At 73.8% G+C, this 17,350-nt stretch carries 17 protein-coding genes; 4 read left to right on the top strand and 13 right to left on the bottom strand.

Annotation, left to right across the window (positions count from 1 at the left end; genetic code table 11):
* Positions 1-16: 16 nt before the first annotated feature.
* Positions 17-316 (bottom strand): hypothetical protein, encoded by a 300-nt coding sequence (locus tag D6B71_RS00890; protein WP_121251091.1) that lies wholly within the window; start codon positions 314-316, stop codon positions 17-19.
* A 133-nt stretch (positions 317-449) separates the two neighbouring features.
* Here D6B71_RS00890 and D6B71_RS00885 point away from each other — a divergent pair, with 133 nt between their 5' ends.
* The gene (locus tag D6B71_RS00885; RefSeq protein ID WP_121251089.1) at positions 450-1,715 is read left to right on the top strand and encodes a phospholipase D-like domain-containing protein; all 1,266 of its coding nucleotides are present in this window, start codon (positions 450-452) and stop codon (positions 1,713-1,715) included.
* On the opposite strand, the gene D6B71_RS00880 is transcribed toward D6B71_RS00885, so the two are convergent.
* The 6 genes from D6B71_RS00880 to D6B71_RS00855 form a co-directional block, all read right to left on the bottom strand.
* The gene (locus D6B71_RS00880) at positions 1,712-1,999 is read right to left on the bottom strand and encodes a DUF4287 domain-containing protein (RefSeq protein WP_121251829.1); all 288 of its coding nucleotides are present in this window, start codon (positions 1,997-1,999) and stop codon (positions 1,712-1,714) included. The genes D6B71_RS00885 and D6B71_RS00880 overlap by 4 nt on opposite strands.
* Positions 2,000-2,166: 167 nt before the next feature.
* Complete coding sequence (locus tag D6B71_RS00875) at positions 2,167-2,376, bottom strand: hypothetical protein (RefSeq protein WP_240640907.1); 210 nt, start codon at positions 2,374-2,376, stop codon at positions 2,167-2,169.
* 56 nt (positions 2,377-2,432) lie between these two features.
* Complete coding sequence (locus tag D6B71_RS00870; RefSeq protein WP_121251085.1) at positions 2,433-3,356, bottom strand: SDR family oxidoreductase; 924 nt, start codon at positions 3,354-3,356, stop codon at positions 2,433-2,435.
* Complete coding sequence (locus D6B71_RS00865; RefSeq protein ID WP_126688168.1) at positions 3,353-3,718, bottom strand: hypothetical protein; 366 nt, start codon at positions 3,716-3,718, stop codon at positions 3,353-3,355. The genes D6B71_RS00870 and D6B71_RS00865 overlap by 4 nt, the downstream gene beginning before the upstream one ends.
* A gap of 67 nt (positions 3,719-3,785) precedes the next feature.
* Positions 3,786-4,742, bottom strand: coding sequence for an SCP2 sterol-binding domain-containing protein (locus D6B71_RS00860; RefSeq protein WP_121251082.1), 957 nt, complete (start codon positions 4,740-4,742; stop codon positions 3,786-3,788).
* Positions 4,739-5,677 carry a DNA-3-methyladenine glycosylase family protein gene (locus tag D6B71_RS00855; protein ID WP_121251080.1) on the bottom strand — a complete coding sequence of 313 codons (939 nt, stop codon included), beginning with the start codon at positions 5,675-5,677 and terminating at the stop codon, positions 4,739-4,741. The genes D6B71_RS00860 and D6B71_RS00855 overlap by 4 nt, the downstream gene beginning before the upstream one ends.
* Before the next feature lie 117 nt (positions 5,678-5,794).
* Here D6B71_RS00855 and ispD point away from each other — a divergent pair, with 117 nt between their 5' ends.
* Together ispD and D6B71_RS00845 are read left to right on the top strand one after the other, a co-directional pair.
* A complete protein-coding gene (gene ispD / locus D6B71_RS00850; protein WP_121251078.1) occupies positions 5,795-7,210 on the top strand; it encodes a 2-C-methyl-D-erythritol 4-phosphate cytidylyltransferase in 1,416 nt (471 codons plus the stop codon).
* Positions 7,210-8,442: a glycosyltransferase family 4 protein gene (locus D6B71_RS00845; protein WP_121251076.1), complete on the top strand. Its 1,233-nt coding sequence runs from the start codon at positions 7,210-7,212 to the stop codon at positions 8,440-8,442. Before ispD ends, D6B71_RS00845 begins: the two co-directional genes overlap by 1 nt.
* A gap of 24 nt (positions 8,443-8,466) precedes the next feature.
* On the opposite strand, the gene D6B71_RS00840 is transcribed toward D6B71_RS00845, so the two are convergent.
* Together D6B71_RS00840 and D6B71_RS00835 are read right to left on the bottom strand one after the other, a co-directional pair.
* Positions 8,467-9,402: a sulfotransferase family protein gene (locus tag D6B71_RS00840; RefSeq protein WP_121251074.1), complete on the bottom strand. Its 936-nt coding sequence runs from the start codon at positions 9,400-9,402 to the stop codon at positions 8,467-8,469.
* Positions 9,403-9,414: 12 nt separating this feature from the next.
* Positions 9,415-10,269, bottom strand: coding sequence for a GumC domain-containing protein (locus D6B71_RS00835; protein ID WP_121251072.1), 855 nt, complete (start codon positions 10,267-10,269; stop codon positions 9,415-9,417).
* Positions 10,270-10,432: 163 nt separating this feature from the next.
* On the opposite strand from D6B71_RS00835, the gene D6B71_RS00830 reads away from it, so the two are divergent.
* Positions 10,433-11,857: a hypothetical protein gene (locus D6B71_RS00830; protein ID WP_121251070.1), complete on the top strand. Its 1,425-nt coding sequence runs from the start codon at positions 10,433-10,435 to the stop codon at positions 11,855-11,857.
* Here the strand turns inward: D6B71_RS00830 and D6B71_RS00825 are convergent.
* The 4 genes from D6B71_RS00825 to D6B71_RS00810 are packed head-to-tail and all read right to left on the bottom strand — an operon-like array spanning position 11,795 to position 17,259.
* Positions 11,795-12,991, bottom strand: coding sequence for a CDP-glycerol glycerophosphotransferase family protein (locus D6B71_RS00825; RefSeq protein WP_164519488.1), 1,197 nt, complete (start codon positions 12,989-12,991; stop codon positions 11,795-11,797). The genes D6B71_RS00830 and D6B71_RS00825 overlap by 63 nt on opposite strands.
* Positions 12,988-14,409 (bottom strand): lipopolysaccharide biosynthesis protein, encoded by a 1,422-nt coding sequence (locus tag D6B71_RS00820; RefSeq protein WP_121251068.1) that lies wholly within the window; start codon positions 14,407-14,409, stop codon positions 12,988-12,990. Before D6B71_RS00820 ends, D6B71_RS00825 begins: the two co-directional genes overlap by 4 nt.
* A gap of 26 nt (positions 14,410-14,435) precedes the next feature.
* Positions 14,436-16,079: a fibronectin type III domain-containing protein gene (locus D6B71_RS00815; RefSeq protein WP_121251066.1), complete on the bottom strand. Its 1,644-nt coding sequence runs from the start codon at positions 16,077-16,079 to the stop codon at positions 14,436-14,438.
* The gene (locus D6B71_RS00810; protein WP_121251064.1) at positions 16,072-17,259 is read right to left on the bottom strand and encodes a glycosyltransferase; all 1,188 of its coding nucleotides are present in this window, start codon (positions 17,257-17,259) and stop codon (positions 16,072-16,074) included. The genes D6B71_RS00815 and D6B71_RS00810 overlap by 8 nt, the downstream gene beginning before the upstream one ends.
* Between the last annotated feature and the right edge of the window lie 91 nt (positions 17,260-17,350).

Here is a 17,350-nt window from a genome sequence, read left to right as displayed (position 1 = left end):
CGGTCACCGGCAGCGGTCAGCGGCGCGATCCGGTCGCCCGGGAGCCGCCACCCAGAACGGACCCGAACACGAACGAGACTCCCAGCACGAACCCGGTGTCGTACCACCCGCCGTTGTTGTCGACCTCGTAGATGCCGACGCCGGAGTCGAACCACGAGATCACCAGGCTCACCGGGGTGATGAAACCGTGCCAGAGCCCCGGCCAGAAGCCGGCCAGGTCGTCGCCGGTCGCCGCCTCGTTCGCGCCGGCACACGCCGACAGCACCAGCAACCCGACCACGAGCACCGCGGTCAACCACGGTGTGGACCTGCGCATCGCACTTCCCCTCTCCCGCACGCGACCCGAGCCGGCGTCCAGCCGAGCACGTCGGTCCGGCGCGGCGCCAGGTGCGAAGGTCCCGACCTCGCCGCGGAGTGCCGACACCGGCGCGCGGTGGCCGACTGGCAAGATGCGCACCGTGAGGGCGACGGCGGCAGCGGAGCGGGTCCTACGAACCGTGCGCCGCACGCTGCTCGCGCTCTTCGGGGCCCAGCTGGCGCTGGCGCTGGGCCTGACGCTGGTCGACTCCTACCGCCGGCGCGGCAAGAAGCCCAAGCCGTTTCCCGTCACACCTCCCCGCGAGGTGGCGATCGGTGACGGGACGATCACGACCTACACCTACGGCAACGACCTCTACGACGACATGCTCGCCGCCATCGAGGGAGCACGCCGCCAGATCCTCTTCGAGACCTACATCTGGAAGGGCGACGAGGTCGGCGAGCGGTTCAAGTCCGCGCTCGCGGCGGCCGCCGCCCGCGGCGTGGAGGTCTACTGCATCTACGACGGCTTCGCGAACCTGGTCGTCTCCCCGCGCTTCCTGCACTTCCCCAGGTCGATGAAGGTGCTGCGCTACCCCGTCTACGCCGCAGGCTGGCGGGTCTTCGACCTGCGCCGCTACGGCCGCGACCATCGCAAGATCCTCGTGGTCGACGACGTCGTGGGCTTCGTCGGCGGCTACAACGTGGGCACGGCCTACGCCACGGAATGGCGCGACACCCACGTATGCATCACCGGGCCCGGGGTCTGGGATCTCAAGCGCGCGTTCGCCGACTTCTGGAACCTCAACCGGCGCCGTCGCCTGGGGGTCAGTGAGCGGCCCCTGTTGCTGGAGACCGCCTCGACCTGGGAGCCGCGCATCCGGCTGCACCGCAACGTGCCTCGGCTGCTGATGTTCCCGATCCGGAACATGTATCTCGAGGCGATCAACCGGTCCAGCCGCAACGTGTGGCTGACCACCGCCTACTTCCTGCCCGACCAGGACTTCGTCGACGCGATGAAGGACGCCGCCCGGCGCGGGGTCGACGTCCGGCTGCTGATCCCCCACAAGTCCAACCACATCGTCGCCGACTGGATCTCGCGCGGCTACTTCTCCCAACTGCTCGACGCCGGGGTCCGGATCTTCCGCTACCGCGACGCGATGGTGCACGCGAAGACCGCGACCGTCGACGGGTCGTGGTCGACGGTCGGCACCGCCAACATCGACCGGTTGAGCCTGCAGGGCAACTTCGAGATCAACGTCGAGGTCTTCGACGAGGCGCTCGCTCGGACGTTGGAGGAGATCTTCACCGTCGACCAGGGCAACAGCCTGGAGCTGACCAGCGGCGAGTGGGAGGCCCGCGACCTGCACCGCAAGTTCACCGAGTACGTCCTCGCGCCGTTGCGACCACTCCTCTAGGCGCGGCGGGCGGCGACCCCGTCCAGCCAGAGGACCTCCGAGTCGTCGCGGTGACTGCCGTCGGAGCCGACGTGCTTGTCGCTGATCCGGGGTCCGTTCTTGATGACGTGCACCAGGGCCATGCCGTGACCTCGACCGAGGCCGAACTCCTCGGCGAGCCAGGCAAGGATCTCCCCGCTCTTGGTGTCCGCGCCGAAGCCACGAGCGTGGGCCAGGTCCACGATCTCCTGCGGGGTGCGGCCGGTCTTCTCCTCGGCCTTGTCGAGGTATGCCTGGAACGACATGGGCTTCTCCTTCTGTTGACGGGTCGCCAACAGAGACCCGCCGCGCGGGTCGGACTCATCGCGGGACCCGAGGTCGAACGGCAGGTCGGTCGAGCCCACCATCGACGGCACCCGCGTCGACGGCTCCTGCACGGGAGCCCGGCCCCACGAGGTGGGGAGCGCGCTGGCTACAGAGCCGTCATCTTGGCGAACGGGCTCACGATGCGCACCGTGCGGTCGCCGAAGTCGACGGTGACCGCGTGTGCTTCGGCACCGACCACCCGGCCCACCCCGTAGGAGTCGTGGGAGACCAGGTCACCGTTCTCGAACCGCTCGATCACCGGCTCGGGGTCGGGCTGGAAGGGGCTGCTGGCAAGGTGGCGGCGACGTGCAGGCATGGTTGACATCTCCTCCAGTATGCGCCTGCCCGCGGCATTTCGCTCCGACCGCTCGGTCAGCGGTATCTCTCGAGCACCTCGGCGGGCTGATCACCCCAGCCGTGGTCGGCGATCAGACCCCAACAGTCGGGGCGGGATCCGTCGGTGTCGCTCAGCCCGTAGCGGTCCGCGAGCTGACGCGCGGTCAGCACCTGACCGGCGTACTGCTGGCGGCCGGGGTCTGCGGCCAGCGCGGCGACGCCACGGGCGACGTAGGCGGGCGACTCGGAGACCGCGAAGCCGGGAACGCGCTGGCAGGCGTCGCGCCAGGTGGCCTCGGTGACCTCGAAGTGCTCGAGCATCTGCTCCGAGCGCAGCCAGCCCGGGGTCACCCCCAGCGCCGTGACGGGCTGCTCGGCAAGCTCGAACGCCAAGCCCTTGACGATGCGATCGACGGCCGCCTTCACGAAGTCGTAGTAGAAGCCGACCCCGGCCCGCACCGTCGCGTTGACCTCGCTCGGCCCGTCGGTCATCTCGACCACCAGCCCGGGTCCGGTCTCCAGCAGCAGCGGCAGTGCGTGGGCGCTGGTGATCAGATGGGTGTCGATGCCCATCCGCAGCATCCGCAGCCCGCCCGGCAGGTCGTGTTCCCACAGCGGCTTGTCGAACTGGGCATAGCGGTCACCACCGAAGATGTCGTTGATCAGCACGTCCAGCCGGCCGTGGTCCTGCCTGATCCGGTGCACCAGGCCGGCGACGGCATCGAGGTCGAGGTGGTCGACCCGCAGCGCCAGCCCCGCGCCGCCCGCGGCGTCGATCAGCTCGCCGGTCCCCTCGATGGTCTCGGGTCGTCCGATCTCGGAGGGGCCGGTGACCCTGCTGCTGCGTCCGGTGGCGTAGACGAACGCGCCGGCCCGGGCGAGCTCGACCGCGATCGCCCGGCCCGCTCCCCGGGTCGCCCCCGCCACCAGGGCCACCTGTCCGTCCAGGGCGCCGCTCACCGCGCACCGCCCCGCGAGACGGTGTCGGTGGTCTCGGCAGGCTCGACCTCCGGTAGGTCCTCGCCCGTGTGCCGCCACGCGGACTCGACGGCGTCGGCCACCGCGTCGTCGGCACCGTCGGCGGTGAGGTCGGCGACCACCATCATGTGCTTGGTGAAGCGGCTTGGCACCGAGAACACCGCCGGCGCGGTGCGCAGCAGCACGTCGCGCACGTCGAAGGGCACCCGCACGACCACGTGGTCGTCGTCGAGCCGGCGGGCCACGAGCCGACCGCGGCACTGCCAGCGCAGGTCACCCTCGGTGGCGCGGCGACGAACGCCGGCGTACGACGTCGCCAACGCGTCGAAGGCCCCGAGGTCCATCGCCTCAGCGTGCCAGCCCGTCGCCGCAGCGTCCATGCCCTGCGCGCGCTCCGGTCGCGTTGCCCCGTCAGCGCGGCGTGGGGATGTCGATCAGCGAGCTCAGCGCCAGCGCCTTGGTCTTGTCGCCCTTGACCTTGAGCTGGCCCTTGAGCACCCCGGTGACCGCGCTGAGGTGGCCGGTGGCCAGGCGCAGGAAGTCGTGACCCTCGCAGGTGATGGTCGCGTCGCGACGCTCCCCCTCGTCTGCGGCCTCGGCGCCGGCGCGCACCGTGGTGGCACCGTGGTCGACGCGGACGACGTAGCGCTCGACCTCGCCCGACGGGTTGCCGAGCAGCCGGAACCCGATCGTCAGGTCGGCGCCGGCGGCCTTGGCCGGGTCGACGAACTCGGGGATGCGGCGGAAGATCTCGCCCAGCACCACCGGCCGGAAGCCCGAGGCCATCACCCGCTTGAGGTGGTCGGCCTTCACACCCTTCAGAGCCGTGGCCACGTCGGTGGGATCGAGGTCGGTGGGGTCGAAGGCCACGTGCTGGGTGCCGGGCACCCGGAAGAGCCCACCCATGGCCAGTGCGAGGTCGGCGTCGCCCTCGATGTCGAGCTTGCCGGAGAGGTACTCCAGGGCGGCGTTGCCCTGGCCGCTGACGATGCGCACGAACCGCAGCAGACTGGTGCGCAGCACCACGTCGGTCGGCTCGGAGGCCTCGACGTGCCGGTGCAGCTCGATCTCGCCGTGGGTGAACTCGATGGCATGCCGCTCCAGCAGCGTGCCGCGGCGCTCGAGGTCGATGCGCACCACCCCGTGCATCTGGGCCAGCCGGTCGGGGACGGCGTACTCGCCGAGCCGGACCAGGACGCCGTCGATCGCCACCGGGCGCACCTCGTCGCGGCCGATCAGCTCGATCAGCTCGTCGTCGCCGGTGGCGACGATCGCGGCGACGAGCTCCTCGGCGTCGGCGTCGGCGAAGAACCGGGCCGCCTCGTCGGCGTCGGCCCGGCTCAGCACACGCAGGTCGAGGACTGTCATCGGCGGGTCACCTTCGCGGGCAGATGGGTGCGCGGCGCCATCCGGGCGCCGTGCCGTGGGCGGCGGAGGCCGGCGACCCCCACCAGAGCCTGCACCCGACCCCGGTGCGGGCGGTAGGGCTCGAGGAACGCGGCCAGCTGCGCGTCGTCGAACGGCGCCCCGCTCACCGCCCAGCCGATGTCCTTGGGCACGTGGTAGTCGCCGAACGAGACCGCGTCGGCGTCGCCGTGGGCCCGTTGGCGCACCTCGGCGCTGGTCCAGACCCCGACACCGGGCAGGCTGCGCAGCCGCCGGTCGGCCTCGTCGCACGGCACCTCGAGAGTGCGTTCCAGCGACGGAGCGACCCGGGCCGCCGTCACCAGGGCCCGGGAGCGCGCGGGGTCGATGTGCATGCGCAGCCACTCCCAGGAGGGGATGGTGCGAAGCCGCGCGGCGTCGGGCTGCACGAACAGGCCCAGGTCGGCGGTCGGGCCGGGCGCCGGCTCGCCGAACCGGCGCACCAGCATCCGGAACCCGGCGAAGGCCTCCTGGCCGGTCACCTTCTGCTCGATGATCGCGGGCACCAGCGACTCCAGCACCAACCCGCTGCGACCGACGCGCAGTGGACCGTGGCGGCGCCAGGCCTCGGCGAGCACCGGGTGCCGCGGCTCGAAGCCGCTGGGGTCGTCGAGGTCGCCGAGCAGCCCCGGCACCGAGGCCAACGCCCACTCCGCGCCGGGACCCCACGCTTCGGCGTGCACCTGCCCCAGCCGTGGCTCGGCCCACACCACCAGGGTCGCCGCCCCCTCTGGGGTGCGCAGGCCGCGCCAGTGCCGGCCGGCCGCGTCACGACGGTACGTCGGGTCGCCCGTGCCGCGCCGACGGTGCGCGAGCATCCGGTCGACCGGACACGCCCAGTCGGGGCGCCAGACGCGGGTGCGGCCGGGCGGGGTCATCACGAGACGACGCTAACCCACGAGACCGACGTCGGGCGTGACGCTCCGGGCCGTCGCGCGTTGGGACGGTGGACGCGGCCGAGCGCCGGCTGCGTCGGCGTACCAGGGAGGCCCGCCATGTCGCAGCCGCAGCCGCCGCGCAACGTCGCGGTCATCCTCGCCGGAGGCGTCGGCGCCCGGATGGGCCTGGGGTTGCCCAAGCAGCTGCTGAAGATCGCCGGCCGACCGATCCTGGAGCACACCATCGCCGCGTTCCAGGCGCATCCGCAGGTCGACGAGATCCTGGTGATGATGGCCCCGGGCCACCTCGACGCGGCGCGGGCGATCGTGCGCGGCGGCGGCTACGACAAGGTCGTCGACATCGTGGAGGGCGCCGAGACCCGCAACGCCACCACCCTGCGAGCACTCGACCGGCTCGGCCCCGACGAGTGCCACGTGCTGTTCCACGACGCCGTGCGGCCGCTGGTGACCCCGCGCATCATCGGCGACTGCTTCGAGGCCCTGCAGACGCACGCCGCCGTCGACGTGGCGATCCCGACGGCCGACACGATCATCGAGGTGGGACCGGACAACACGATCCGTGACATCCCGCCCCGGGCCGCGCTGCGCCGCGGCCAGACACCCCAGGCATTCCGCTCGTCGGTCATCCGGGAGGCCTACGCGCGGGCCGGCCGGGACCCCCACTTCACCGCCACCGACGACTGCACGGTGGTGCTCCGCTACCTCCCCGAGGTGCCGATCTGGGTGGTGCCGGGCGACGAGCGCAACATGAAGGTCACCGAGCCGATCGACCTCTACCTCGCCGACAAGCTCTTCCAGCTCACCGGCCGCGACCGGCCCGAGGTCAGCACCGAGGAGCGTCTCGCGGCCCTGGACGGTCGGACCCTGGTGGTCTTCGGCGGCAGCTACGGCATCGGCGGCGACATCGCCGACCTGGCCCGCGCGCACGGCGCCGACGTGCACGTGTTCAGCCGCTCGGCCACCAACACCCACGTCGAGCGTCGCGCCGACATCGCCGCCGCCGCCGAGCAGGTGCTGGAGAAGACCGGCCGGGTCGACTACGTCGTCAACACCGCCGGGGTGCTCCCCCGCGGTCCGTTGCTGGAGGCCAGCGAGGAGACCGTCTACTCCGCGACCGAGGTCAACTACCTGGCCCCGGTCTTCATCGCCCAGCAGTTCTACCCGCTGCTCGCGCAGACCCAGGGCTCGCTGCTGCTGTTCACCTCCAGCTCCTACACCCGAGGCCGGGGCGGCTACAGCCTCTACTCCTCCGCCAAGGCCGCGGTGGTCAACCTGACCCAGGCGCTGGCCGATGAGTGGGCGGCCGAGGGGGTCCGGGTGAACTGCCTCAACCCCGAGCGGACCGCGACCCCCATGCGCACGCGCGCGTTCGGCGAGGAGCCGCCCGCCACCCTGCTCGACTCCGAGGCGGTCGCCCGCTGCTCCCTCGACATCCTGGTGTCGGGCCAGACCGGTCACATCGTCGACGTCCGCAAGGACGACCCGTTCGCCGCCGTGGTGGACCAGGACTGATGACGACGACCAGCGCCCGGCCGGTGGCCGGCGCCACGCCCGGCCTGGCCCTGCCCCGCACGGTGTTCCTCAGCCACTGCGCGGCCTGGTCCGGGGCCGAGATCGCCCTGCTCCGGCTGCTGGGGCCGCTCGCCGGGGCCCGGCCGCTGGTGGTCCTCGCCGAAGACGGTCACCTCGTCGCCGAACTGGAGGCCGCCGGGCTCGAGGTGCGGGTGCTGCCGCTGGCGGCCCGCACCAACCGGCTCTCCCGCGAGCAGACCGCCCGGCTGCCGCTGCGCGGCGTCCTCGACGTGCTGCGGTACGCCGCTCGGCTGCGCCGGCTGCTGCGCCAGGAGCGGGTCGAGCTGGTGCACGCCAACAACCTCAAGAGCGGCGTCTACGGCTGCCTGGCCGCCCGCCTGGCCGGGGTGCCGGCGATCTGGCACGTGCGCGACCGGATCGCCCCCGACTACCTGCCGGGCCCGGTGGTCCGGCTGGTGCGCACCCTGCTGCTGGTGCTGCCGGACGCGGTCGTGGCCAACTCGGCGTCCACGCTCGCGACGCTCGGCCCGGCCGTCCGGCGCACGGTCCCCCACCGGGTGCTCGGCGACCCCTATCGCACCCCGGTGCCGGCCGGCCCCCGCCAGGCGCCGGCCACCGAGCCGGTCGTGGCCCTGGTCGGCCGGCTCACGCCCTGGAAGGGGCAGCACCTCTTCCTCGACGCGGTCGAGGAGCTGCTCGCCGACGGGGTGCCGGTGCGCGGGCGGCTGCTCGGCGCCGCCCTGTTCGGGGAGGACGCCCACGCCGACGAGGTCGCGGCCCGCCTGGAGGCGCCGCCGCTGGCCGGCCGGGTGACCCTCGGCTCGTTCGCCGGCGACGCCGCCCACGCCCTGGCCGACGTCGACGTGGTCGTCAACGCCTCCCTGGTCCCGGAGCCGTTCGGCCAGGTGGTCGTCGAGGCGATCGCCAACGGGGTCCCGGTCGTGGTCCCCGACCAGGGCGGGCCGGCCGAGGTGGTCGAGCCCGACGTGAGCGGGCTGACCTACCGGGCCGGCAGCGCCGGCGACCTGGCCGCGGCGCTGCGCCGCCTGCTCGGCGACCCCGATCTGCACGCGCGGCTCTCCCGTCAGGGCCTGGCCCGGGCAGCCGACTACGACCCGCAGACCGTCGCCACCGGGTACGCCGCGTGGGCGGGCCGGGTTCGCCGGCTCCCCCTGCGTGCCCGGCTGCGGCGCGCTCTCGGTCGAGGCTGACCGGCCCGGATCCAGGCGTCCCGGTCAGGCGCGGGCCGGGTCGGCGGCGCGCAGCCAGTCGGGCTGCCCCTCGGCTGGCAGCAGGCGCCGCAGCCGGGCCAGGTCGTCGGTGAACAGCGGCTCGAGGGCGCGGCGCACCTCGGGGGCGACCTCGTTGCGGGCCACGAGGCGACGCCGAACGGCCTCGCGCATCCGGAACGTGGTGACCCGCTTGCCCAGCCGGCGTACCGCGTCGTGGTCGCGGGCGGCCTGGAGCGCACCGTGGACCACCCGGCTGCGGGGGGTGCCGGAGACGTTGACCACTGGCACCCGGTCGAGCTCGCCGGGGCGCGGTTCGGTGCCGATGAAGCGGAGCACCTGCCGCAGCGTCTCGGGATAGTCGGCGCTCAGCTGGTCGTAGAACCAGACCCCGACGCGGTCGGGCCCGAAGGCGTCGCGGAACGCCTCGACCCCGTCGGCGTACCGGCTCATCCGGGTGTAGTGCCACAGGTGCTGCCAGCCCTCAGCGACCCGGCGGTCCTCGTCGGCGACCGCCTCGAGCAGGCTCGCCGCCGGCTCGTGGCCCTGCACCGAGAGGTAGTCGAAGGCGGAGTGGGCTCGCTCGACGGGCTCGCGCAGCAGGATCACGATGCGTGCCTCGGGGGCCACCCGCAGGATCTCCGGGATGGCCTGCTCGTGCCGGTAGAGCGTCGACACCGACCCCTCCCCGCGCGCGAGATGGCCGGCGCCCTGCCGGTAGAGCGCGAGGTAGGCGTCGGGGTCGGTCACCGACGCCTGGTTCACGGCCAGGTCGTCGCCGGGGCCGCGGAAGTCCAGCTGCTGGCGGGCGTAGGCGAAGTAGTGCGGCTCCTTGGGCGTGGTGACGAACACGTCGGGATGGCCGCGCAGGCCCTCGATCAGGCCGGTGGTGCCGCAGCGACCGGCGCCGACGACCAGGAACGTGGGTGCGGGTGCGGTCATGACCGCGCTCGCTCAGGCGGCTCCGGAGAGCCGCGCCCCGGAGACTTCCGAGGCCCTGCCCTCCGTGGCCGGCTGGGGGGACCGGGCGGTCCGCCACTGGCGCAGTGCGACCAGGCCGAGGCCGACCAGGAAGCCGAACAGCCCGCCGAGCACCAGCGGCGCGACGAGGGCGAGCCGCGAGGTCTCCCCCGCCGCGGCCTGCTCGACGACCTGGGCCCCGCCGGCCGGGTCGACGGCCCCGGCCAGGCGGGCCTGGCTGAGCCGGTTGGCGAGGGTGACCCGCTGCTGCACCAGCGCGGCCCGCTGCGAGGCGGCGACGACAGCGCCGGCGGGCCCGGCCTGCTGCTGCAGCCCCGTCAGCTGGGCGTCGACGGTCTTGATGTCGCTCTGCAGCTGTTCGACGGCGCGGTCGACCTTGCGGGTGTTCTCGGCGACGACCGAGGCGACGTAGGCCCGGGCGAAGCCGTTGGCGATGGTCTGCGCCCGCTCCGGGTCGTCGGAGGTCACCTGCAGCCCGATCACGTTGGTCGCGTTGGCGCTGATGATGTCGAGGGTGTAGTCGTCGCCGTCGACGTCGAGGCGCTTCTCGACCCGGGCGGCCAGCTTGTCGCTGGCGAGCCGGCGCTGGGTGTAGTCGACCAGTCTGGTCTGGTCCACGCCGGTCGCCGCGGTGGTGGTCAGCGTCGTGAGCGTGAGCGGTTGGCCGACCAGCACCTGGCTCTGGGCGGCGTAGGAGGTGCCGCCGAGCAGCAGCCGCACCCCGGCGAGCGCGACGCCCAGGAGCACGCAGACCGCGAGCAGCCGCTTGTGGTCGCGCAAGCCCTGCATCAGCCGACCCGAGCTGAGCTCGACGTACCCGTGGTTCATCCTTCGCCCCTGACCTCGCCGTCGTGGTGCCGGTGGACCGGCACACCCGTCCGTCTCAGCCCCCTAACGAGGAACCCGCGCGGGAGGTACGGCCGTGACCTCCCCCGCGCCCGCGCGTTGGACCGGTCGCCGGGACCGACCCGGCTGGAGCCGGAGGGCGGGTATGACCGATCGGGCCACCGGCGGGCTGCTGCTCGCCGCGGCGCTGTGCGCCGGCGCCGCAGTCGTCTCGCTCGGTGCCGCCGCAGCCGCGATGCTGCTGTTCCCATTGGCCGCCGTGGGCGCCGCGGTCTGGCTGTTGGCGACCCGCCGCTGCTACGCCTACCTCGGCTTCGCGCTGACGATGTGGCTGCTGGCGCCGCTGGTCCGCCGGATCGTCGACTGGCAGTCGACCTATCACGACTTCAGCCCGGTCAACGCCGTGCCCGCCGTGGTCAGCCTGCTCGCCTTCCCGTGGGTGCTGGGCGCTCGTCGCCGGCTGCACCGCGACGTGGCCGCGCTCTTCGTGATCGCCGCCGGGGTGATGCTCTATGCGCTGGCGGTGGGGGTGGTCCGCAACGGGCCGGCCGCGGCGGGCGGCGACGTCGCCCTGATCGTCGCCCCGTTCGTGCTGGGGCTGTTCACGCTCCTGGTCCCCGACGACGACGAGCGGGTGCGCGCCGTGGTGCGTGGCCTGGCGCTGTGGGGGGCGCTGCTGCTGGGCGGCTACGCCGTCGTGCAGTTCCTCTACCTGCCGCCGTGGGACGAGGCCTGGATGATCGGGTCCGGGGTCGGCAACCTCGGCGAGCCGGTCGCCAAGGAGTTCCGCACCTTCGGCACCCTCGGCACGGCCAGCTACCTGGCCCAGGTGCTGTGCGCGATGCTGCTGGTGCTCGTCGCCGAGCGGCGCACCGCGCTCCAGGTGGTCGCTGCCGCCGCCGGCCTCGCCGGGCTGGGACTGACGCTGTCCCGCCAGGGCTGGCTGGCGCTGGTGGTCGGGGTGCTGGTGCTGCTCGCGCTGCGTCGCTGGCAGGTGCTGCGCCCGGTCGCGCTGGCCGCCGGCCTGTTCGTCGTCCTCGCCGCGGTCGGCAGCCCGGTGGTCGAGCGGGTCACCGAGCGCTTCGAGGAGACCCGCACCGAGGGCACCGAGGACTCCAGCCTGGTCGCGCGCTACTGGTTCCAGGCCCAGGTGGCGCCGCAGGCCCTGGCCGACCTCGACGGCTCGGGCATGGGCTCCACCGGTCGGGCTGCCCTGGTCTCGGGGGGCTCGCACCTGACGGTGCCGCGGTTCGCGAGCTTCGACTCCGGGATCTTCGAGTCGATGGTCCGCTACGGCTCGCTCGGCGCGATCGCGCTGTTCGGGGCGCTGATCGCGGTCGCGGTGCGCTCCGCGGCCCGCTCCCGGCAGGGTTCGCTGTTCGACGCCGCCTGTGCGGCGGGCGTGGCGGCGCTGGTCTTCGGGATGCTCTTCCAGGACACCCAGCGGGGCGCGTTCGGGGTGATGCTGTGGACGCTGCTCGCGGTGATGGGTCGGGCGGGCCCGGCCTCACCCGGTGGGCACGACCACGCCGTGGGCGGCGAGCTCGTCGAGCAGCCGGCCGGCCGCTGAGCCCGCCACCGGCGCCAACCCCACCCGGGCCGAGGAGGTCGCCCGCAGCGCCGCCAGCGCCGGAGCGCCGTCGAGCGCGTCGGAGACGAAGTCCGTGCAGTCCCCGGGGGTCACCAGCTGCGGCCCCGGCAGCAGCGACTCGAGGTCGTCGACGTTGAGGCCGCGGCCGCCCGCATAGTCGTCGAGGTCGGCGAGGGCGAAGCCGATCGGCCGGTCCAGCACCAGGAAGTCGGTCCAGACGCTGGAGTAGTCGGTGACCAGCGCGGTCGCCCGGCCGAGCAGCCGGTAGAGCGCGACCCCGGCGGCGTCGAGCTGCCGGTTGGTGAGGCAGGTGGCCCCGTCGACGGCGTACTCCTCGGCGTCGAGGGGGTGGGGCTTGACCACGACCTGGGCGCCCCGCGGGGCGGCGCCGGCGGCCAACCCGGCCAGCATGTCGGTCGACGACCATCGCGTGGAGGTGCCGGCCGCGTCGCTCCACCCGGCCCTGGCGCCGACCGCGATCGAGGAGCGGAAGGTCGGCATGAAGAGCACGATCGGCCGGCCGGGGTCGAGGCCCAGCTCACGCAGCTCGTCGTCGGTGGCCGGGCGCCGGAGCTGGTCCCAGCGGGGGTTGCCGGTGACCAGGAGCCGGTCCGGCGGAACCCCGAGGAAGCTCGCCTTGCGCTCGCCGAACACCCGGGCACCGGACACGATCCAGCTGGCGCGCGGCGGCAGGTTGTGCGGGTCGCGCAGCCCGGCCTTCGGCCCGTCGCCGTGCCACAGGTTGACCACCGGCTTGCGGTGCGGCGGCTCGGGACTGAGGTAGAGACCGTGGGTGAAGAAGGTGAGCCGCGCGGTCAGGTAGGCGGCGAACCCGGACGCCGAGCGCTTGCCCAGCACCCGCAGCCGTCCGGGCGGCGGGGTCAGCTCGAGCACCCGCTCGGCGCCGGCCGGCGTCAGCTCGGAGACCAGCCAGACGACCGGAGCGTCGGTGTGCTCCAGCAGCCGGCGCACCGTCTCCACCGCGTTGCCCTCGGTGTCGGGGTAGCCGGTCACCACCACGTGCTCGCGGATGGGAGCCAGCCGCCGCAGCAGCCGCACCAGCGCGCGAGCGGCCAGCTTGGGCTCCCGCCGGCGCAGCAGGCTCGGGGTCACCGGCCGCGCACCTTGCGCGCCACCTTGCCGGCCAGACCGCCGAGCAGTGCCAGGTCCGCGCGCCCGGGCACCAGCAGGTGGCGCAGCGGCACGCCGGTGATGCGGTGGTAGGCCACGACCGTGATCGCGCACCCCAGGCAGTAGGCGACCAGGCTCGCGACCGCGGCGCCCATCGCCCCGATCTGGGGAGCGAGCACCACCAGGAGGACGACGGTGACCACCGCGGAGGTGATCTGGCTGATCGAGCGCAGGCCCGGGTGGCCCTCGGCATAGACGCCCGCGGTGACCATCTGGTCGACGCAGAAGGGGATGCTGGCCACCATCAGCACCTGGGCCAGCCGCACCGACGGCTCGAAGTCGCTGCCGAAGAGCAGCCAGATCAGCGGCTCGGCGACCAGGATGCCGGCCACGGCCGAGCCGGTCACCAGCAGCACCATCACCCGCGAGGCGCGGGCGATCAGCTGCCGGTCGTCGCGAGCCGCGGCCTCGGTGAACAGCATGTTGCGCACCGAGTTCACGACCATGCCGCTGATCTCGGCGAAGCTCACCGCCACCACGTAGTAGCCCAGCTGGCGGGGGCTGACCAGGGCGACCAGGACCACCTGGTCCAGGCGCCAGATCACCAGGTTGCCGAGCACGGCGCCCCAGCCGCGCAGACCGTACGCCGCGACGTGACGGGTGAGCCGCTCGACCGGGGCCGTCGTCAGCTCGGCCGCCGGCAGGGGGCCTCGGCGCAGCAGGGCCACCACGAGCAGGGACCCACCCGCGACCGAGCAGAGCAGGTGCGCCCACACCGCGGAGGTGACCGTCAGGGTGCCGCTGACCCAGAGCACGACGAAAGCCGTGAGCCGCAGCACCGGGGTGAGGACCCGCTCGGCGGCCGCGACGCCGTGGGAGCGCATGCCGATCACCACCGCCTTGACCAGCAGCAGCCACATCGACACCGGGATGAGCAACGCCACGACCCGCAGCAGCGGCACCAGCTGTGGTGCGTTGCGCAGATAGGGGGGCGCCACGACGACCAGGAGGAGGACCGCGACCGCGCCGTAGACCAGGGTCAGCCAGCCGGCGGCCCGGAGAACCCGGCGGGGCTCCTCGCGGAGCTTGGCGACCGCGTAGGCCCCCGCCTCCGGCAGTCCCATGCTGGCCAGCGCCACCAGGATGAAGATCGGGGCGATCACCGCCGCCATCTCGCCCCGGCCGGTCGCCCCCAGCTCGCGGGCCAGGATCGGGGCGGTGGCCAGCGAGGTGAGCGGCAGGACGAAGTTCGACAGAGCGGTGTAGAGCGCGACGGTGGCGATCGACCGGCCGCCCCGCCCGCCGTGCTCCGGGGCGGCGGACAGCTCCTCGGCTGGCAGCCCGTCGGCGGGCAGCGGGCCGGCAGGGGTCGCCGGTGGGCCGTTCACACGGTCGGTCACGGTCTCATCACCCGGTCACCAGCCGGTCATCGTCCGGCAGGTCGGTCGGCGCCGAGCGGCTCGGCGAAGGACGCCCGGCCGAGGCCGGTGGCGTTGCGGGCCCGGACCGCGAACCGCAGCTGCGTCGCGCGCGGGGGCACCGGGATCCGCACGCTGCGGGCGCGGCGACCCAGCGTCACCGCCTCGCCACCGGGGTGCCGGACCACGCGGTAGTGCCGGATCCGCGAGGCGCCCCGCAGGCGCGGGGCCCGCCAGCTGACCACGGCGTCGCCGTCGTCCAGGTGCGCCCGGACCCGGCGTGGCCGACTCGGCAGCGACGGGGCGGGTCCGTCACCGGAGATGCGCAGCGCCACGACGTCGCCGGTGAGCGAGACCGGGACCTGGCTGCCGTGCACGCTCGCGACCGCGTCACCGGAGCGGGAGGGCCGGTGCACCGCGACGGTGCGGCGGCGGTCCAGCTGCACGGTCACCGGGGCGGGCTCGACCCGCAGCCCCCGCTCGGAGACCCGGTCGTAGACGCTGACGTCGCGCCACAGCAGCAGCACGAAGTCACCGTCGCGGCGCTGCAGCAGCACCTGGTGCAGGTCGAGGGGAGCATCCTCCACCTCGTAGGCCAGCGTGCCGGGCCGGATGGCCGGGCCGGGGTCCTCGGCCAGCTGCAGCAGGTGGCGCAGCGCCCGGTAGGCGGGCTTCGGGGTGAAGTCGGAGCGGACCAGTCCGAAGTGGGCCTCGGGGTCGACCAGCGCCGGCTCGGGGCCCTCGTCGACCAGCTCGTACATGTAGAACCGCTCGGTGCCCCGACGGAAGTGCTCGAGCAGCATCCGCGGCGCGTAGACGCCGACCACCCGCTCCGGTGTGGGGTGGTGACCGGAGGTGGTGTTCATCGCGTTGTGGTAGCCGCCCTCGGTGACCATCACGGGGGCCTCCGGCAGCACGTGCCGCAGCGCCAGCGCGAGCAGCTCGGCGATCCAGGTGGCCGGCGACCTGCCCCCGGGATAGATGTGCACGTTGTTCAGGTCGGCCGACCCGGTGAGGTCGCCGAGCGCCTGGAAGCCGGTGCGCATGCCGAGCGCGGGCGCGAGCAGCGGCAGGTCGGCGGTGGCGGGGTCGGCGGCCGCCGCGGCGCGCAGTGCCGCCTGGTGCTGGCGCAGCTCGCGCGCCCACCCGGAGCGCCCCTTGAGGTTCCACTCGTTGGCCCCCTCGAGCGACTCCACCACGCCGTGCGGCACGTGCTCCGCCAGCGTCCGGACCAGCAGCTCCGGGGTCTCCCAGCTGATCGGGTTGCCCATGATCAGGTTGAACCGGACGCCGGAGCCGGCGATGGTGCGCATCGCGGCATACAGCGCCGGACGACCCACGTAGAGCTGGTCGCGGACGTGTCGCACACCGAGTCCGGTGAGCGCCTGCCGCACCTTCGCGACGTCTTGGTAGGGCGTGCCGGGGTAGGCGAGGTGGGTCTGCACGCCGAAGGCGTCGACGAGGTCGTCGGCGGGCCTGGCCCGCACCGGGTCCAGGCGCGGGGCCCGTGCGTCTCGGCGCCCGTCGCCCGCCTGGGCACCGGGGCCGGCGGTCAGCAGCGGCACCGTGAGGGTCAGCAGCACGGCGAACAGCAGCAGCGGCCGCCGGCTCGGGTGACGCGGCCGGCGGTGCTGGGAGCGCGGCTCAGGCATGTTCGAGCGAGGCCACGACCGGCTCGGTGCGGGGCCGCACGATCGCGGCGTCGGACAGGGCGGGGACGGGCAGCACCCGGCGTACCTCCTGGTGTAGCGCGGCACCGAAGCTGGCCGCGGAGAACTTGTCGGCGTGGCGGCGGATCGCGGCAGGCTGCCAGGCCGTGGCCAGCAGCGTCTCGATGCCGGCGCGCAGCTCGTCGGCGTCGACGGCGTCGACGAAGACGGTGGTCAGGCCCTCGACGCTGGAGTCGAGGTAGCCGCCCGCGCGCAGGAGGACCGAGGGCACGCCGAAGGAGTATGCCTCGACCGGGGTGAGCCCGAAGTCCTCGTGGCTGACGCCGACCAGCCCGGCGGCGTGGGCGTAGAGCCAGCGCAGCTGGGCGTCGGTGAGGTCGCGGAGCCGCAGGATGTTGCTCGGCGTGGGCTCGCCGGGCTCGGCGGCACCGCCCACCACGACCAGCCGGACGTGGGGCATGGCCGCGACGGCCTCGCAGACCACGCGGGTGTTCTTGTAGCAGCGGGCCCGCGCGACCGTCAGCAGGAAGCCCGGCTCGACGCCGGGGACGGGCTGCTGCGCTCCGTCTGGGTCGATCCCGGTCGGAGGGTGCAACAGCCCCGCCTCGATGCCGTAGGCGCGGCGCACGCGCCGCTGGACGACGGTGGAGTTCGCGAGGTAGCGGGTGGCGGTGCGCGCGGCGGCGCGATCCCACTCGAGCAACCGCGGCTCCAGGGCACGCAGGGCGAGCCGGGCGTGCGGAGGCACGTTGGGCAGATAGTCCTCGGCGACGTGGAGCCAGCGGGCGGGATTGTGGCAGTAGACGATCTTGGGGGCGTCGGTCGGGAAGCCGTGCGCCCACCCCGAACTGCTGGCCAGCACCACGTCGGCGTCGTCGATGCGGTGCCGGGAGACGGCCCGCGCCAGCACGGGCAGCGCCCGGCGGGGGTCGTCGCGGAGCACCTTGAGCCGACCGGGCCACAGCGACTCGACGCGGTGGCGGCGGAACTCGGGGAAGGTCGTGCTCGGGTTGTACATGGTGGTCACCACGCGGGCGTCGGGGAACGCCTCGAGCATGGCCAGGACGACGCGCTCGGCGCCGCCCTTCTGGGTGAGGTAGTCGTGGGCGATGACGACCCGCGGCGCGGCGGGCCGCGCGGCAGCGCGGGGGTGAGTGGGCATGAGCACTCCTGCCGTGGGGGCCCGGCAGTGGGAGGTCTGCCGGGTCGGACGGCGAGGGGCCCGTCCGTCGTGACCTCCAACGCGGCAGTGA

The organism is Nocardioides ferulae (assembly GCF_003660455.1).
Lineage (GTDB): Bacteria > Actinomycetota > Actinomycetes > Propionibacteriales > Nocardioidaceae > Nocardioides > Nocardioides ferulae.
Note: the sequence above shows the minus strand (reverse complement) of the source record. Positions and strands in the feature narration are given on the sequence as shown.